Genomic DNA, 17,468 nt, shown 5'->3' with positions numbered 1-17,468 from the left:
TAAATACTATTTTAAGCGCTCTGAAAAGAATTTTTTCAGTTGGTCAATTTTAGGAATAATTACAAACTGGCAGTAAGGCTGACCTCCGTTGAGATTGAAATAATCCTGATGAGAATTTTCAGCTTGATAGAAATTTGTAAATGCAGTGATCTCAGTGAGTATAGACTGATTTTCAGGCAAAGCTTGGCTTAATTTTAATTTGAGATCAGAGGAGATATCTCTTTGTTTTTCATTATGATAAAAAATAGAGGATCTGTAGTGTGGCCCCATATCTGCTCTTTGACGGTTTAAGGTAGTAGGGTCATGTGTTGCCCAGAAAATCTCCAAAAGCGCTGCCAGACTAATTACTCCAGGATCATAATAAACTTGAATTACCTCTGCATGTCCAGTAGTTCCGCTGCAAATGGATGTGTAAGATGGATTTTCAATTATCCCACCAGAATAGCCTGAAACTACCTTATGAACTCCTTTCAGCATTTGAAATACTGCTTCTACGCACCAAAAACACCCTGCCCCAAGAGTAACTACATCCAAGCCTTCGGGGATATCAATTTCTGTGGTAGGCAGCTTCAATGTATTTTTCATTCTTTCGGAAGACGTAAAAGGAGAAGCTTCCCAAAATTATTTAATGCGCGATATTTTTAGCTCAACTTCAGTTCTCAAATCAGCCTCTGTATATTTCTCAGCATCGCAAACAATAAGAAGTCCTTCCCTATGCAATGCCATCGCTTCCTTATTGATTTCCGGTAAAAATTGATCCCAGTCCTCAGGGTACATTTGTTTTACAACCTCAGAAGAGCTGAAAATAGACTCCTTTTTTCTCCTGAGCATATCCAATATGGCTGTTCTGAGAACTTCCATAGTAAAGCGTTAATTACAAACCATCACAAATGCTGGTGGAAGATTTTTCAATGTAAAACTGGTATTCACTTTACCAAAATGCTTTTTGAATAAATTTTTCAGCAAATACGAATAGCACCCTTGAATAAAAAATCCACTTTGAGTAAGAGCCGATTTACTTTGAGAAAGGATCTGATCTCTTAATTCTGGAGCAAAAAAACTAAAGGGCAAACTGGAAAGCACATAATCAGCTTTTCTACCATGCAAATACTCCCCTATATTTTCAGCTGAATCGTTTATTATTATGACATTTTTTTGAGGGAACTGTTTTTCCATGGATTTGCAAAATGACTTACTAATTTCAAAAACAAGCAGTTCAGAATCAGGACTTAATTTTTCTACAATTCCTTTGGTGATACTTCCATCTCCACCTCCTAATTCAATAATTAACTTGGCTCCCTTGAAATCAACATGAGTAAGCATTTTTTTTACTAATGTCTTTGAACTGAATGCCACAGCTCCAGTAGTACCAAGATTAGAGTACAACTCCAACAACAAATCCGATTTACCCATATTATATTTGATTCTCCCCTTGAAGATACCTGATTTTGCCCTATCTTTTCAGTCTTCACCCAAAAAGTTAACGCACAAATATGGCCCAAAAGGCTGAAATTCGATCAACCCTTCCTGCAAAAATTCAAACTACTCTTAGCGATTTTTGGAGTATGTCCCTGATTTTCTCGCTCTTAATAGTTCTATTAAGACTATTGGAATTGGTATTAATCTTCAATTCTCATGCAATACGCATCACTTTCCGAGAGGTAATTGGCTATAGTTTGTTTGAGGATTTGCATTGGATAATGTATTTCCTGGGCTTACTATTTATTTTTCATGTGATAAATAGTCTGTTTTCAACTCGCTTTGCTAAGCGATTTACTCAGGTATGGCTTGTAATAGCACTACTGATCCAAACTGCCTTGATTTTCTACTTCCTCCAGACACTCTTGCCTCTAGGAAAAGATCTCTTTGCCTATAATCTAGACGATATTCTACTTACAATAAGATCCTCTGGACAGCTGAACGTATTCAGTATTGGAGGTGGCGTTCTATTGAGCGCATTGATTTTTGTACTATTTAATTTAAGTAATAAATACCTGATTTTCAGCACAAAGACATCAATGATCTTTACTATTGCTATGTATTGGTTTTTGATCCTACTCTATATTTTCCCATTTGGGAATCCTGACAAACTGGATGAGACCAGAGCGAATATTGAGCTGAATAAGTCGAAGTATCTTTCTGAACAAACCTTCGATTATTTCATGTATGAAAATGAATACTATTTCGATTTTTACCTAAGGTCTCTTACTGATAACCTGTTTGTGAAGAAAGAATATCTAGATCAAAGCTATCCTTTTCTACATACGGCAGAGTATCCAGATGTTCTGAGCCCTTATTTTGATAGTCTTACCACCGCGCCTGACATTGTTTTCGTTTTAGTAGAAAGTTTGGGGAAAGCCTATTCTGGGAAGGATGCATACCTTGGGAGCTTCACACCATTTCTGGATTCCCTTGAAGCACATAGTCTGGTGTGGACTAATGCTATCTCTTCTACAGGACGAACATTCGGTGTATTGCCAGGTGTTTTTGCTGGCCTTCCTTACGGAGAAAGAGGCTTTCAGGAGTTATATGAGGATTTTCCACACCATGAGAGTCTGATAAGTGTGTTGAATGAAAATGGCTATGAGTCAAGTTTTTTTATTGGTAGTGATGTCAACTTTGACCATCAGAAAGAATTCCTTCGATATGCAGGTGTTTCACAATTGATCGATATTACCCGCTTTGATCCAAAATATAAGAAAATGCCTCCTGCTAATGGTTTCACTTGGGGCTATGGAGATAAAGAGATTTTTAGTAATGGTCTTTCCTTCTTTCCAAAAAGTGATGGAAATCCGCAACTTGGCATTTTCCAAACCATTACATCGCATGATCCTTATTTGGTACCTGAGAGAGCTTATTATTCCGCAAAATTTGAGGATCACTTGTCAAATTATCTAAACATCTCAGAAGACAAAAAGTCTGAATACAGGGAGTATCAGGATGTTTACATGACAATTCTATATGCTGATGATGCGGTAAAGGATTTCATTACTACTTACAGCCAGAAACCTGAATTCGCCAATACTATCTTCGTCTTTACAGGTGACCATCGCTTGCCCGATATTCCTATGGCATCCAGACTCGATAGATTTCATGTTCCTTTGATCATCTATTCCCCTTTGATTAATCGGCCTTCCTATTTCAAAGGAATGATTAGTCACTTTGAAATTACGCCTTCTATTTTGGCGTTTTTAAATGCTCAGGTAGGGATTCAGCTCCCAGAGCAGGAGATTTGGATGGGACAAGTTCTTGATACTTCCCGCGTATTCCAGTCAAAGATTGCAATGCCGCTGATGCGAAATAAAAATCAATTGATGGAATACATCAATGGGGAATATTTCCTTTCAGATGATCAGCTATTTGTAATTACAGACAACCTAAATATAGATCCTGTGGAAGATCAAAATTTAAGGAACAAATTGACTGGGGAATTCGAAGATTTCAAGAACAAAAACAATTACACTATACAGACACGAAAATTACTTCCTGTTGAATAACAATCACTTAGACTTATTTCTCAGCAGGATTTCTTGCCAAAACCTGAGAAAGTAGCGGATAAAAATAATTCCAGTAGAAGCTTTCCCTATCCGTAAAATCAGTGACAATATGAAACCCTCTCCAAAGCGTAGGTAATCCAAAGAATCGGGGAGATCCGGTAGAATTCACCATGTCCGAAAAGTCACCAGAGAAGTAATAATATTGTCCAGCACCCACATCTTTCATCACAGCTGCAGGAAAAAACCGAGGCAATCCCATACTTCTTAGTTTTTCCTTTCCTGACTCAGATGGATTGATATCGTAATAAGAAATCACCTGATAGTCCCGCTCTATAAGAACGATATCAAACCAATCTGGATATGGAACGATTTCAGGAAGCTTGAAACCATGTTGGTTAATTTTTTGCGTTCGGATTTTCGGAGTTTCTCCAAAATAATCCAGCTCATTTGAAAAAGCTTCTACAGTACCGTTTTCATGGACAAAAATAATCCCGGGGCCAGCTGGAACCCATGAATTCTCATGTTGCTCTACATATTGTCTAATAAACCATTTTGGGATATCAGCATTGATCACTGTATCCATCTCATCAAAATACCTAGCAATCCACCCTGTCCATTTAATCCCCATCAAATTCTCAAACTCCGTTCGGATGCCAACTGGAGTAGGTGATGCCATGGTGTTGAATTCAGCAATTACCGTTTTTTTCTGCTCAGCTGCTGCCCGCAATAAATTGATATCGCCTCGATTCAGCCCTCCATAAATTTTCTTAGAAATCTCCTCAGAATTTACCTTGGCAAAATCATCTTCGAAAACACCATAGGTATCTGCAAAATAGAGCACATCCAGATCCGTGGCTCTTTTTAGTATCTCATCTTTAGACAGATCCCTTAGGTCTTTTGAAGTTCCAAAAGAAGGAGTCTTATCTGGAAAGAAGCCAAAATAATCGGTTGATTCATTGTAATAGTCGCCTTCGCTGTTTTTGATTTTCAAATGCTCCAAAGCCCAGAAAAGCGCATGATGCTCTTGGTAAGAATCTACCGGAACAGTTTTATCTATGACCACAATGCCTAACTCTTTGGAAGGATATACTTGCCAAGCCAAAAAGCTAATCAATGGGATAAAAATCAGAATGATAAGGAATGGCAATAGCCGCCCAAAAGAAACCTTAAATTCTTCAGTGAAGATTTTTTTCATCAAAATCTATATTCAGCCCCGAGGGATAAGTTCAAATTGTTTCTAAACCTATCTGGCCCAAGTTCATCTCTACTATAGCCGGTAAAACCGTAAATCATAAATCGGGAAGTTAACAGCTGCTGATAACCAACCCTTGCACGGTAGGAATTTAGAAGTTGGGTAGGATCACGTGTTTCTTCATCAGGAGATACTCCTGTACTCAACTGTATCGAGAAGTAATCCTCTCCGGTTTTGAAGTAATACCTTGCCTGTAAATTAGCAGAAGTTCCTAGGCTATTGCCTGTACCGGGAATCAAATTTCCTCGAAGATTAAACCACCAATTACCTACGTATTTTCCCAGGGAAGTAGTGTAGATATAAGTAGTTTCTGAGAATTGTAGGTATCTAAAACCACCTTCCAATTCCCAAGCCTTTGGTAAATTAAAGTAAATGGATGTGCCAAATCTGAACTCAGGAAAGAAGCTAGCTCCAGAACCACCAATATTCACATAAGCATATGCTTTTTTGCCTAGAGATGGATATGCATCAAGCTCGAAAAGCGTTCCATTGGCATCATAGCGAGAAGATTGGGTCACTCTGGCTATCAACGTTCCTGTTAATTTGGTTCTCGTTCGGCCATACAAAGAAAAGGTATTCCATGGCGAAATATCTCCTTGAAAACTATCGTAGTCATAGGTAACACCTACAGCATTATTCCTCCTAAGTCTTTGCAAGGTCTGCATGTAGTCTAGCAAATCCTCATTTTTGTATTTTTTCTCGAAAAGATCTTCAGCTATCTGATAGGCTTCAGTGTATTCTTCTTTGTAATAAAGTAGCCTAGATTCCTTGTATCGCAATTCATTTGGTAGTGGCGTTCCCAGGTTATCTTTAGCTTTTGCCAAGACCACATCCGCCTGTGCGTATTGCTCAGCCCAGGATAAATTATCCAAGTAAGCTGAATATCCATCTACATATCCCGGAGAAGCAATTATGGCTCTTTCCAGATAAATAGAGGCAGAATCATTTTTGCCTTCCCAAGCATAACTCCTACCTACTAAAATTAAAATATCCGCATAATCTGGATATTGAGAAAGCGCTCTAAAAGCTATTTTTCTTCCCTCTATATACTTTCCATCCAGGATTAATGTCCTCGCATCACCTAGCAAAACATCCGGGTCGAATGAATCTTGAGCTTTCAAACCATAGGAAAATGCCATGGTAAGTACCAGAAAAACAAATGCTTTTTTCATGATCATGAATTCACAGTATTTGGCTCCATATTTTTTTTGTCCTCTGACTTCTTGAAGCCAGCACGGATCATATTTCCCCAACCACCTTTACCTTTGATAAAGTCCCAATGCCCCCCCAAGCCCCAATAAACGATCTTAGGATGAATCAATATAGGCTCCAAGAAAACTGTCATTAGAAGCTTATTGAGGTCTTTCCTATCCTTATAATTATTGTAAGAAATCTGCTCATATAGGATGCTGAATGAGGATACCAAGATTGACAATAAGTATAACACAACAAACAGAGCAATGAAATAGAATGCAGAAAAATCACCAATAATGATCAACACAAGCGTATAAATGAGCCCCAGAAGCTCAAGCACAGGTGCCATTTTCTCAAATACATTCCAGTAAGGATAAGATAAAACACCCATTATCCCATAGCTAGGGTTTAGCCGAATTACACGGTGAAGTTGAAGTGTTTCTATAGTTCCTCGAATCCAGCGATTACGTTGTCTAGAAAGAATATCTTCCCGCTCAGGCACCTCAGTCCAGCATAGCGGATCGGGCACAAAACTTACTTTATAAGGGATATTTCTTTCCTCCATATAGCGTCGCATTCTAACAACCAGCTCCATATCCTCTCCCACAGTTTTCGGGAAATACCCTCCTACTTCCACTACCAAGTCACGCTTGAAAAAACCAAAGGCTCCAGAAATAAGCATCAACCCATTCAATCTGGTCCACGCCATTCTACCCATCAGGAATGCCCGGCAATACTCTATCACCTGAAATCTTCCAAGTAGCGTAGTTGGAACACGATACTTGGTCACTGTGCCATCCTGAACGTCGCAGTTATTTGCAATACCTATCACACCACCGACGGCAATAACTTTACGGTTGGTTTCCTCCATAAATGGACGGACCATTCTCGTAATAGATTCATTGGAAAGGATGCAATCCACATCAATACAAGCCAATAGTTCCTTGGAAGAAACATTGATTCCCGCATTCAAAGCATCCGCCTTTCCACCATTTTCTTTATCAATTACTATCAGCCTATTGTAAGACCTGTTTCTGGACTTATAAATTCCCCGCACAGGCTCAGCATCAATTTCCTCGAAGTAAGCAAAATCTGTGACCTCCATTTCAAAAGCCGAAATGAGTTTATTCAAGGTGTCATCTTTTGAGCCATCATTGATGACAATTACTTCAAATTTTCCATAATGCAGGGAAAGCAAACTTTTTACATTCTGCACAATCGTCTCGCCTTCATTGTAAGCTGGTGCTAGAATAGAAACTCCAGGAGCAATCGGAGAAGTAATGATATCCTGATAATCAGCAAACCTATTTTTTCTCCTATGATCACGCATTTCCAATGCACTTAAGATCATAATCAACAAATAGATTAAGATTACAGAGAAGCTCAGGACCAAAAATATCCCACCTAAAATCTCCATGATAAGATAGAATAAGAAACTATACATCTTGTAAGAGGGGATCTGAAAGGTGTAGATTAATTCTTTGCAAGCCTTCAAAAGAGTTGTCTTGCACAAATTGGTTGTATTGGGTGCTATCTAGACTTTGTAAACTTCTCAACAACGTCATTTGAAGTTTGAAACCAGGTTCACTCTTTAGCAACTCACAAATAATCTTAATAGAGGTAGCATCACCTATTACTCCGACTGCTTTTGCAGCCATGGTCACTAATTCAATGTTGTCAGATTTGAGACTACCGTTTACTAACTCAGTATGAGCAGGCACACCTAAATATTCGAAGGTTTTAATAATCTCCATTTTCTCCTCATCAGCGACAGAATAAAACTTTTCTTCCAAAATAGTCAAGAGGTCCACCCTGCCGATCACCCGTACTAGTTTATAGCCAAATAGGCGGATACTTTGATTGTTAGAGTCAAATAAGTTCTCAATTTGGAGCGTACGGGAAGAATGCAAATACTTTATTATCCTTAGATAGTTCATTTGTTGCCACCGAGATAAAGGAAAGGCCTGATCACGTAGAAAAGCAAGATCCTCATTTTCTGAAAGTGTAAGTAAAGTGGCAACAGCCTGAGATCGGATTTGAAAATTAGGTGAGTTGATAAGCTTTTTAACAACCTTCAGCGTTTCAGTCAAATCCATTTCATTCACTTCTACCAATCCGGTAACAACCGTGTCCCATTTCGAACTATTCAATTTTTCTACGGTTGCTTTATCCAATTCCAATCTTTTATAAAGTGCCTTCAACTTCAATTTAAAGTCACCCTTCATTTTTTTGTTCAGGGCCAAAATTCTTTCAACAAGCACTTGTCTATAAAGAGGCTTTTTTAGCTGTTTTTCAGGAAAACTTAGGTAAAGCTCCTCACTCGTCAATGACTCAATTTCTTCCAGCGTTTTCTCAAATAGGATTTCCGAAAGTGGAATTACCACTTCTTCATCATGTGTCTGGAGAAGCATTTCCTTTCTATTTCTTCTCGCTTTGAAAATGATCATAAAGAGAATCATGGAGAAAGCGAAAATGAAAAATGTTGCAATGATGATGGATACCGCAAAAATCTTGAGATCACCGAAATAGGCATTTGGTCCGTAGAGTTTAGGCGTATACCTTACTCTACTTGCGAGGGAAATTAGATCTTTTCCCGAAGAGAAATCTGTTGTAGCTGGCTCTATGTCTCCGTTTCGAAGAAGGTTAGAGACATACTCCTGAGTAGCTTCAAAAGTATACGGATCATTATAGATAAGATATTGGACCTCCAAATCTGAAGCTAACAAAGTGTTCTTCATCAAGAGGGTGCTATCAAATCTTGATTGTAAATCAAGTTCCTGAGCACCAAGCCCTGTGGTATCCAAATTTGCCACTTGAAACGAATCAACCAAGCGGTAGCTCAAACCAGGGATCTCACCTTGATTTTTTAAGAAATTAACGAAAGAAATGGAATCACTAAAAATCTTCTCCTCCTGACCCAAAACAGCCCCTGTCTTGAATATCAGAAAAAATAAAAACACGTAAGAAACTGCGTTTTTAACTTTCATGACATTTAAGGTCTGAGGATGCGTTTTACGCGGATCGCCAACTCATTTGGATTAAAAGGCTTAGGGATAAAGTCTGCTACACCTAAATTAAAGGCTTCTAAAACTATTTTCTCTTCCTCTCCTAGGGAGCTCAGGACTATTATAGGGACATTGGGCATCGTATTCCTAGCGTGATGTATGATTTCAATCCCGTTCTTAAAAGGAATCATGACATCAGTAATAATCAAATCAGGGGATTCTGAATCAATCGCTATAATGCCTGCATTCCCATCTTTTACCAATACAGTAGCATAACCGTCCTTCTTCAGGCGGAATTGTACAAGGCTAGAAATAAGCAAATCATCCTCGATAATCAGGATTTTTTTCATTCTTCGGGTGGGTGAGTCTACCTCCAAAGATAATATCATAAGTGTAAAACCATACGTAATTTACCAATCAAATAATTTTATATCCAGGCAGGAGAATCTTACAGAATTTAAAGAGCATTTCAAATCAAAATTATTGCCATTGATCAAATAATAAGCTGTAAAAAATAAATACAAAAGGATTCTGAAATCGCTTTTGTTAGCTTGCTTTCAATATATATTACCATCAACCTAAAGGAAAAAGGATAAAAAACATCGAAGTAGGTTCCTCCTTAGTTAAGTTTCTTAGCCTCAAATCCTTAAAACAAAACCAATTAAATTATATGAAAAAAGAACTACTGCATGCAGGTGCTTTTTGCTTGTTGGTTGCAGGATGGCTTTCTTCCTCGGTAGCATTTGCGCAAAGCGATCCATCTGGGAAGAAACGAATCACTGACACTTATGCAATCACGAATGCGACTGTTTTCACAGCTCCGGGACAGTCTGGAGTAAAAGCTACTGTCCTGATCAAGGATGGATTAATCCTTGGCGTTGGAAGTAATATTAGCTTACCAAAAGAAACAAAAACAATAGCCGGAGATTCTTTATTTATCTATCCAGGTTTTATTGATGCTGCTAGTGATGTTGGCATCACCAAGCCGAAGGATCCAGATAGACCAGAGGACTTTGTCTCTTCAAATCCTCCTGATGAAATCGCCGGTATCACTCCTTGGAGATCTGCTTTAGATCAGTATTCAAGTAAAGACAACAAAGTAGCTGACCTGAGAAAAGCAGGATTTACCATCGCTCAGATTATGCCTGATGGTGGAATGATTGCAGGAAAAGCTGCAGTAGTGCTTTTAGGAGAAGAGAACTCAACTAATCTCCTGATGGAAAACACCGCCTTGGTAGCAAGCTTCAGAGGATCCAGAGGAATGTACCCTGGTACTGCCGTAGGTGTGATGGCAAAGTTTCGCGAAATATACGACAACACTAAGCTCACTTCACAGAGAACTCAAACCTACAAATCTGCTGCTGGACTGAAACGTCCTGAAATTATCCCTACATATAGCGCAATGCAGGAAGTGACTACAGGTCAGATACCGGTGATGTTTTCTACTTCATCAGAACTTGAAATTAGAAGGGCTATCAGCCTTCAAAAAGAAAAGGGATTCAAACTGGTATTAACTGGCTTGGAAGATTACGAAGGCGTAATAGATGAAATCAAAGCCTCAGGTGCCAGCGTACTTGTGAAACTGGATATTCCAGATGATAAAGCTATCAAAGCTCAGAAGGATGATGCTGAGGATGAGGTAAAAGTGTTGAATGAGCGCGTAAAGAAAGCCTACGATGCTGCAATTGCGCAAGCTAGTAAGCTAGAAGCTGCCGGGATTCCTTTTGCCTTTACCACTGCTGGAGTGAAATCAGGTGATATCATGAAGGCACTTCAAGCGATGATCAAGCATGGTCTCTCAGAAAAAGCTGCACTTGCTGCACTCACTACCAATTCTGCTTCAATCTTGGGACTTAGCAAAGTCGCTGGATCCATAGAAAAAGGCAAAATGGCAAATATGATTCTGAGTACAGATTCTCTTTTCGCAGAAGATTCGCAAATCAAACATATGGTAGTAGACGGATATCTATTTGATTACGAGACCAAAGCGAAGAAAAAAGCGGCTAAGGGCGGTGATGGAGAAGTGAAAATTGAAGGAAATTGGGATTATACTTCTGAAAGTCCAGCCGGTTCTTCCGGAGGAATACTTTCGATAAAAAAGGATGGCACAGATTACACAGGAACCATCTCTTACGATGATCCTGATGGTTCTGGAAAAATGACTTCTCCAATCAAAAATGTAGTGTTGGATGGCAAGAGGTTATCATTCTCATTTGATGTCACTGCGGGCGGGATGCAAATCTTAGTAGAAGTTTCTGGAGATGTAGACGCAGATACTTTTAATGGCACGATGAACGTAGGCGAATTCGGATCTTTTCCATTCGAAGGCACACTCAATCCAACTCTAATCGCTAACAAGTAAAGACATGAAAAAAGTAACTTATTTTCTTGCCGCTCTGTTGGGTCTGAGTATTCAGTTTGCATCAGCCCAAGTAAAAACAGGCAGTGTATTGATAAAGAACGCCACAGTTCTCACAGTGACAAAAGGAACTCTGGAAAATTCAGATGTTCTTGTTCAAGATGGTATCATCAAAAAGGTGGGCCAAAATCTAAATGCTCCTAATGGAGTAACAACTATAGATGCCAGCGGAAAATACCTGATGCCAGGTATTATTGACGCTCACTCACATTTGGGACTTGATGTAGTCAATGAAGCTACTTCACCTATCGTTGCCGAAGTGAGAATGAAGGATATGGTAAATCCATTTGAAGTTGGAATTTATCGCGCCCTTGCCGGTGGGGTCACAATCTCACACGCAATGCACGGATCAGCTAATGTAATTGGTGGCCAGAATGCTACCTTGAAACACAGATGGGGATCTACAGATCCAGCTGATATTATCATGCAGGACGCACCTCGCACGATCAAATTCGCTTTGGGCGAAAATCCCACTCGAGTTCACGGAAGAGGAAATGGTATCCAACCACGTACAAGAATGGGAGTAGAAGCGATTCTTCGTAATGGGTTCAATGAAGCAATTCAGTACAAAAAAGCTTGGGCTGCTTACAATTCAGCATCTTCCCAGAAAGGAAGCACTGCAATGCCTCCAGTCCACAACGAAAGACTTCAAACGCTAGCCGATATCTTGGATGGAAAGATCATCATTCACTGTCACTCCTATCGTGCCGATGAGATCTACATGTTGATCAATGTCGCCAGAGACTTTGGGATTACTAAGCTGGTATTCCAGCATACCAACGAAGGCTTCAAAGTGGCTCCAGAAATTGCGGAATATACCATGGGAGCTTCAGTTTTCGCAGATTGGTGGGCATACAAATTTGAAGTGTACTACTCCACTGCTTACAATGCAGCAATCTTGACAGAAAATGGAGCGATCACTTCGATCAATTCTGATGATGCTGAATTGATCCGTCACTTATATCATGAAGCTGCAAAAACTCAGCGCTATGGTGGAATGACAGATGAGCAGGCTCTTTCTATGATCACAATTAATCCAGCGAAGCAATTAGGGATTTCAGATAAGGTTGGTTCTATTGAAGAAGGAAAGCAGGCTGATTTGGTAATCTTTGAAGGGCACCCACTCTCCTCTTACGCCATTCCTCAGATGACTTTTGTCGATGGTGTAAAATACTTCGATATCAAAGAAGATGCGGATGATCAGCGAATGAAAGTGAGCCCAACAGAGATGGTGGAACCTGTCATGATCTACGAAGGACACGACAGCAGGTGTATGCAGGATACAGAGAGTCTTTTCGAGACTACTGAATCACTTTTCCTTTTAAATCAATAATCACCGTAATCAAAGAAGACATGAAAAGACTAAATAAAACCTTTTTCGCCTTCCTTCTTGCCTTGTTGCCTATGATGGCCATGGCTCAGATTGACGGGGAATTTATCAAACCAAGACCAGGCAAGTTCTTGTTGCAAAATGCTACGGTAGTTACAATTACTAAAGGTGTACTGAACAATACCTCTGTATTGGTAGAAGATGGAAAAATCAAGGAAATTGGAGCTAATATCTCAGCTTCGGATGCTGAAGTGATTGATTGTACTGGGAAATTTATCTACCCAGGCATGATTGATAGCGGTACCAAACTTGGTTTGGTAGAAGTAAGTTCTGTACCGGAGACTGTTGATTACGCTGAAATAGGAAATTTCTCTCCAAATATGCAGGCATTGACCGCTGTAAATCCAAATTCTGTTGCAATTCCTGTGACTAGAGTTTCTGGAGTTACGACTGTACTTACAGTTCCTGCAGGTGGATTATTCCCAGGTACAGCCGCTTTGATTAACCTAAATGGCTACACTCCAGATCAAATGTACGCCGGATTTAAAGGGATAGTGATGAACTTCCCTAGCTCTGGACGCAGAGGTAGATTTGACCGCAGGTCTGATGATGAGATCAAAAAAGCAAATGAGAAAGCTCTTAAAGAGGCAAATGATCTTTGGGATAACGCAAAAAGCTACGCTTCTATGGCAGCAGATGGTGCAGAATTGGAATACTATCCAGAGATGGAGCAATTTGCAAAAGCAACTACGGGAGAACTTCCGCTATTGATTGAAGTAAATGCTGCCTCTGACATTCAGGCCGCTATCAAATGGTTGGAAGGAAAAGATGCCAAAGTGATATTCACAGGCGTATCTGAAGGCTGGAGAGTTGCGGACGAAATCGCCGAAGCAGGAATCCCAGTGCTTACCGGTCCAATCCAAGCATTGCCTACCCGAGATTCAGATCGTTATGATGCGCCTTATGCCAATGCCGGTAAAATGGCTAAAGCAGGTGTGAAAGTAGCCATCAGAACAAACGGACAGGAGAATGTAAGAAACTTGCCTTTCTTCGCTGCTTTTGCCGCTGCTTATGGCATGGGAAAAGAAGAAGCTTGGAAAGCTGTTACCATCAATCCTGCTGAGATATTCGGCTTAGCAGATCAATATGGTTCTGTAGAAGCAGACAAAGTTGCCAACTTGATCGTGGCTGATGGTGATCCTTTCGAGACCAAAACCAATATCATGCACGTGTTTATCGATGGCTACCGAATGCCACTTTCTAACCGTCAAATCAGACTATACCAAGAGTTCTTAGATCGTTCTCCTGGATTGAAAATGAATTAATCGGAAGATTTTAATCAATTTAAACCACAAGGAGAGTTCAACTATTGGGCTTTGCTTGTGGTTTTCTTTTATTTTGCCCTTGTTATGCAAAGAATATATATCCCAATACTAGCATCCCTGATTACCGTCCTTTTTTCCTGCGCCAGCAAGGATAATAGCGAAGAGGTAAATAATCTCATAGAAGAGAAGCGAGCCGAAGTCGCCCCTGACAAACGAGTTGCGCTCTGGGACCTGAGATTTGAAAACGATTCCCTGAAGGGAGAAACTGATCAACCTGAGGCATTAGACGCTTTAATCGACGAACTCAAGTCTCAGGAGATTAACTTTACAGATGCTGTTTCAATATTACCTGATGCAGCTCTGGGCGATAAAACCAAAGCTTTGGTCACCATCTCTGTAGCTAATATCCGAAGCAATCCAAAGCACTCCGCCGAGCTCGCGACTCAAGCTTTGATGGGAACACCATTAACTGTTTTAAAACAAGACGATGGTTGGTTCTTAGTACAAACTCCAGACGGCTACCTTTCTTGGGTAGATAGAGCCGGGATTCATTTGATGACTGAGGCAGAATTAGAGCGTTGGTTTAGAGAGCCGAAAGTGGTTTTCACTTCACTCATTGGCTATGTCTGGAAAACTGAAGATCAATCGGAAATGGTATCAGACCTTGTGGCCGGTGATATTCTGACAATAGCGGAAGAAACTAAAGATCAGTTGAAAGTCAATCTTCCAGACGGTCGCCAGGGCTGGATTTCTTCAAATGAAGCTCAAGACTGGCAAAGTTGGATTGCCTCAAGAAATACTTCCCCAGAAGCGTTGATTACAACAGCAAAGCAAATGATGGGAACTCCTTACCTCTGGGGTGGCACATCTATCAAAGGTGTAGATTGCAGCGGTTTTACCAAAACCATTTATTACCTGAATGGTCAGATAATTCCCCGTGATGCCTCCCAGCAAATCAACGAAGGTGAACTAGTCGATGCGGATAAAAATTGGGATAAACTTCAAGTTGGTGATCTACTATTTTTCGGAGTAAAAGGCACTCCAGAGAAAAAAGAACGCGTAGTCCATGTGGGTATGTGGATAGGAAATGGCGAGTTTATACATTCTCGCGGCTTGGTGAGAATCTCAAGCTTTGACCCAGAAAACCCTAATTACGATGAGTATGAACTAGGCAGGTATTTGAGGACAAAAAGAATTGTAAATGTACCTTCAGAACATGTATTGTCTGTTTCTGAGCTTTTAACTAACAACTAATCATGTCAATAAACAAATCCTTTTTCGGCTTTACTCTCGCATTCGCCTTAGGTCTTTCTGCTAATGCCCAGCAAGTTACTGGCTTCCTTCCTGCTGATATTTCCAAGGAGAAATCCATAGAACAGGACTATTTGAAAGCAGTCAACTTTGATCGGTTTAAAGTTCACTTAAAAGAGCTTACCAAAGCACCTCACATTGCCGGCACACCGGAAAATGAAGCCGTAGCAGCATACATGACCAAGGTGATGTCTGATGCAGGAATGGATGTAACCTCCTACCCATATGATGTGTATTTGCCAAATCACCCGGGAGAGTCACTTTTGGAGATTATTACCCCGGATAAAATCACCTTGTCACAACAGGAAGGTCCCATCGAAGGTGATCCCTTTTCTACAGACCCAAGGCTCTACAAGGGATTTAATGCCTACTCTGGTTCAGGAGATGTGACCGCTGAGGTGGTTTATGCTAATTATGGAGTCAAAGCTGACTTCGAAAAACTGGCCGAAATGGGTGTTGACCTGAAAGGAAAAGTGGTCATCGCTCGTTATGGAGGAAATTTTAGAGGTTTCAAAGCAAAATTTGCGGAGCAATATGGAGCTGCGGCTTTGATCATTTTCACTGATCCAAAAGACTCAGGATTTGGTAAAGGAGATGTGTATCCAGACGGTCCGTTTTATAACGAAACCACTATACAGCGTGGCTCTTTATTGACTTTAGACTATACCGGAGATCCATTGACTCCTTTTGAGCCAGCCCTTCCTTTGGACGGAGATAAAAAGGTGAAAAGGCTGGATCCAAAAGATGTGCCTTTCCACACGATTCCAGTTTCCCCTATTGGTTATGGTGCCGCAAAGGAGATTTTGAGCAGAATGAAAGGATCTGCAGTTCCAGAAGGATGGCAAGGTGGATTACCTTTTGAATACAAGATAACTGGAGGATCAGACCTGAAAGTTCGTGTAAAAGTAGAGCAACCTGTAGACTACATCAGAGCAAATAATATTGTAGGTAAATTCGAAGGAAGCGAATATCCTGACGAATGGATTATTCTTGGCTCTCACTACGATGCATGGAGCTTTGGCGCCACCGACCCAAATTCAGGCACTGCGATGATGTTGACTTTGGCGGAAGCTATGGGTGAATTAATCAAAAATGGTGAGCGACCTAAGAGATCGATTTTGATTGGGCACTGGGACGCTGAGGAACAAGGTGTCATCGGTTCTACCGAATGGGTGGAGCAATTCAAAGATGAGCTGGGTGCAAAGGCAGTTATTTATATGAACTTTGACGGGGCTGTTTCGGGGAGAAACTTTGGAATCTCTGCGGCTCCTACCCTGAAAAATCTAATTATTGAAGCTACTAAGGAAGTGGCTTATCCTGATTCCTCCAAGACAGTTTTTGAGGTCTGGGCAGGAAAAAATGAGGAACCAAGAATAGGTAATCTAGGTGGCGGATCGGATCATATTGCCTTCTATATGTATGCTGGCGTACCTAGCATGAGTGGAGGATCTGGTGGCACATCAGCCTATCATTCCAACTATGATAACTTCCACTACTACAGCAAGTTCGTTGATCCTACCTTCAAAATGGGTGGAACAGTTGCTTCTGTGATTGGAGTCCTGACCTTGAGACTGGCAAATGCTACCATCATCCCTTACGATGTGCCTCGATATGCGCAGGATTTGAGACTGCATTTCGATAATGCTGTTAATTCTGTAAAAGAAATTGACACTTCTTTCATTTCCTTCGACCAAGTTGATAAAGCTATTAAAGAATTAAGCTCAAGTTCAAAGGACTATGAAAAGGCGATGAATAAGGCTTTGGATTCAGGAAATCTTTCTGAAAAGCAAATCTCAACGTTGAATAAGGAACTGATTAGCCTAGAGAAAAGCTGGATCGATCCCAAAGGAATGTATTTCGGTAGCTGGTACAGATCACTTTACGTAAGTACAGATCCATTTTCAGGCTATGCTTCTTGGATTTTGCCTGGCATCAAATACGAGGTTGAGACTAATTCAACTGAACGTCTGGAAGAATGGGACACCCGCTATGCTAAAGCCATTTTGCACTTAAGTAAGAAAGTGGAGAAGATGACGAAGAGTTTGAAATGAGATTTTAGACAGAACAGTCAAGACATAAGAAAGAGGCTGTCTCATATTGATTTTCATAATTTAAAATAGCCTTTTCTATTCAAT

The 17,468-nt window shown here is 40.3% G+C and carries 14 protein-coding genes; 6 read left to right on the top strand and 8 right to left on the bottom strand.

The features are described from left to right. Positions 1-6: 6 nt before the first annotated feature. From msrA to AACZ87_RS02555, 3 genes are read right to left on the bottom strand one after another with little or no spacing between them, the layout of a single operon-like run. Entirely contained in the window at positions 7-585 is a 579-nt protein-coding gene (msrA, locus tag AACZ87_RS02565; RefSeq protein WP_339864550.1) for a peptide-methionine (S)-S-oxide reductase MsrA, read from the bottom strand. 36 nt (positions 586-621) lie between these two features. Next, entirely contained in the window at positions 622-861 is a 240-nt protein-coding gene (locus AACZ87_RS02560; protein ID WP_339864548.1) for a DUF3253 domain-containing protein, read from the bottom strand. 9 nt (positions 862-870) lie between these two features. Further along, positions 871-1,413: a methyltransferase gene (locus AACZ87_RS02555; RefSeq protein ID WP_339864547.1), complete on the bottom strand. Its 543-nt coding sequence runs from the start codon at positions 1,411-1,413 to the stop codon at positions 871-873. 80 nt (positions 1,414-1,493) lie between these two features. Between AACZ87_RS02555 and AACZ87_RS02550 the strand changes: the two genes are divergently transcribed. Continuing rightward, positions 1,494-3,497, top strand: a complete 2,004-nt coding sequence (locus AACZ87_RS02550; RefSeq protein ID WP_339864546.1) for an LTA synthase family protein — start codon at positions 1,494-1,496, stop codon at positions 3,495-3,497. Between the two features lie 13 nt (positions 3,498-3,510). Here the strand turns inward: AACZ87_RS02550 and AACZ87_RS02545 are convergent, their stop codons facing one another. Genes AACZ87_RS02545 through AACZ87_RS02525 form a run of 5 tightly spaced genes read right to left on the bottom strand, consistent with a single transcriptional unit; the run spans position 3,511 to position 9,298 of the window. Beyond that, positions 3,511-4,692 (bottom strand): hypothetical protein, encoded by a 1,182-nt coding sequence (locus AACZ87_RS02545; protein WP_339864545.1) that lies wholly within the window; start codon positions 4,690-4,692, stop codon positions 3,511-3,513. Further along, positions 4,692-5,921, bottom strand: coding sequence for a YaiO family outer membrane beta-barrel protein (locus AACZ87_RS02540; RefSeq protein WP_339864544.1), 1,230 nt, complete (start codon positions 5,919-5,921; stop codon positions 4,692-4,694). The genes AACZ87_RS02545 and AACZ87_RS02540 overlap by 1 nt, the downstream gene beginning before the upstream one ends. A 2-nt stretch (positions 5,922-5,923) precedes the next feature. After that, on the bottom strand, positions 5,924-7,360 hold the full coding sequence (locus AACZ87_RS02535) for a glycosyltransferase family 2 protein (protein WP_339864542.1): 1,437 nt from the start codon (positions 7,358-7,360) through the stop codon (positions 5,924-5,926). Positions 7,361-7,379: 19 nt separating this feature from the next. Continuing rightward, positions 7,380-8,930: a hypothetical protein gene (locus tag AACZ87_RS02530; protein ID WP_339864540.1), complete on the bottom strand. Its 1,551-nt coding sequence runs from the start codon at positions 8,928-8,930 to the stop codon at positions 7,380-7,382. A gap of 5 nt (positions 8,931-8,935) precedes the next feature. Next, positions 8,936-9,298 carry a response regulator transcription factor gene (locus AACZ87_RS02525; protein WP_339864539.1) on the bottom strand — a complete coding sequence of 121 codons (363 nt, stop codon included), beginning with the start codon at positions 9,296-9,298 and terminating at the stop codon, positions 8,936-8,938. 320 nt (positions 9,299-9,618) lie between these two features. On the opposite strand from AACZ87_RS02525, the gene AACZ87_RS02520 reads away from it, so the two are divergent. The 5 genes from AACZ87_RS02520 to AACZ87_RS02500 all read left to right on the top strand — a co-directional run bounded on the left by AACZ87_RS02520 (position 9,619) and on the right by AACZ87_RS02500 (position 17,384). After that, positions 9,619-11,310, top strand: coding sequence for an amidohydrolase family protein (locus tag AACZ87_RS02520; RefSeq protein WP_339864538.1), 1,692 nt, complete (start codon positions 9,619-9,621; stop codon positions 11,308-11,310). Between the two features lie 4 nt (positions 11,311-11,314). After that, positions 11,315-12,700 (top strand): amidohydrolase family protein, encoded by a 1,386-nt coding sequence (locus AACZ87_RS02515; protein WP_339864536.1) that lies wholly within the window; start codon positions 11,315-11,317, stop codon positions 12,698-12,700. A 20-nt stretch (positions 12,701-12,720) separates the two neighbouring features. Next, positions 12,721-14,022, top strand: coding sequence for an amidohydrolase family protein (locus AACZ87_RS02510; RefSeq protein WP_339864534.1), 1,302 nt, complete (start codon positions 12,721-12,723; stop codon positions 14,020-14,022). A gap of 84 nt (positions 14,023-14,106) precedes the next feature. Further along, a complete protein-coding gene (locus AACZ87_RS02505) occupies positions 14,107-15,276 on the top strand; it encodes a C40 family peptidase (protein WP_339864532.1) in 1,170 nt (389 codons plus the stop codon). Positions 15,277-15,278: 2 nt separating this feature from the next. After that, positions 15,279-17,384 (top strand): M28 family peptidase, encoded by a 2,106-nt coding sequence (locus AACZ87_RS02500; protein ID WP_339864530.1) that lies wholly within the window; start codon positions 15,279-15,281, stop codon positions 17,382-17,384. Positions 17,385-17,468 lie beyond the last annotated feature (84 nt).

The organism is uncultured Algoriphagus sp. (assembly GCF_963974365.1).
In the GTDB taxonomy this organism is placed as follows: domain Bacteria; phylum Bacteroidota; class Bacteroidia; order Cytophagales; family Cyclobacteriaceae; genus Algoriphagus.
This window is presented reverse-complemented; position numbering and strand designations above follow the sequence as displayed.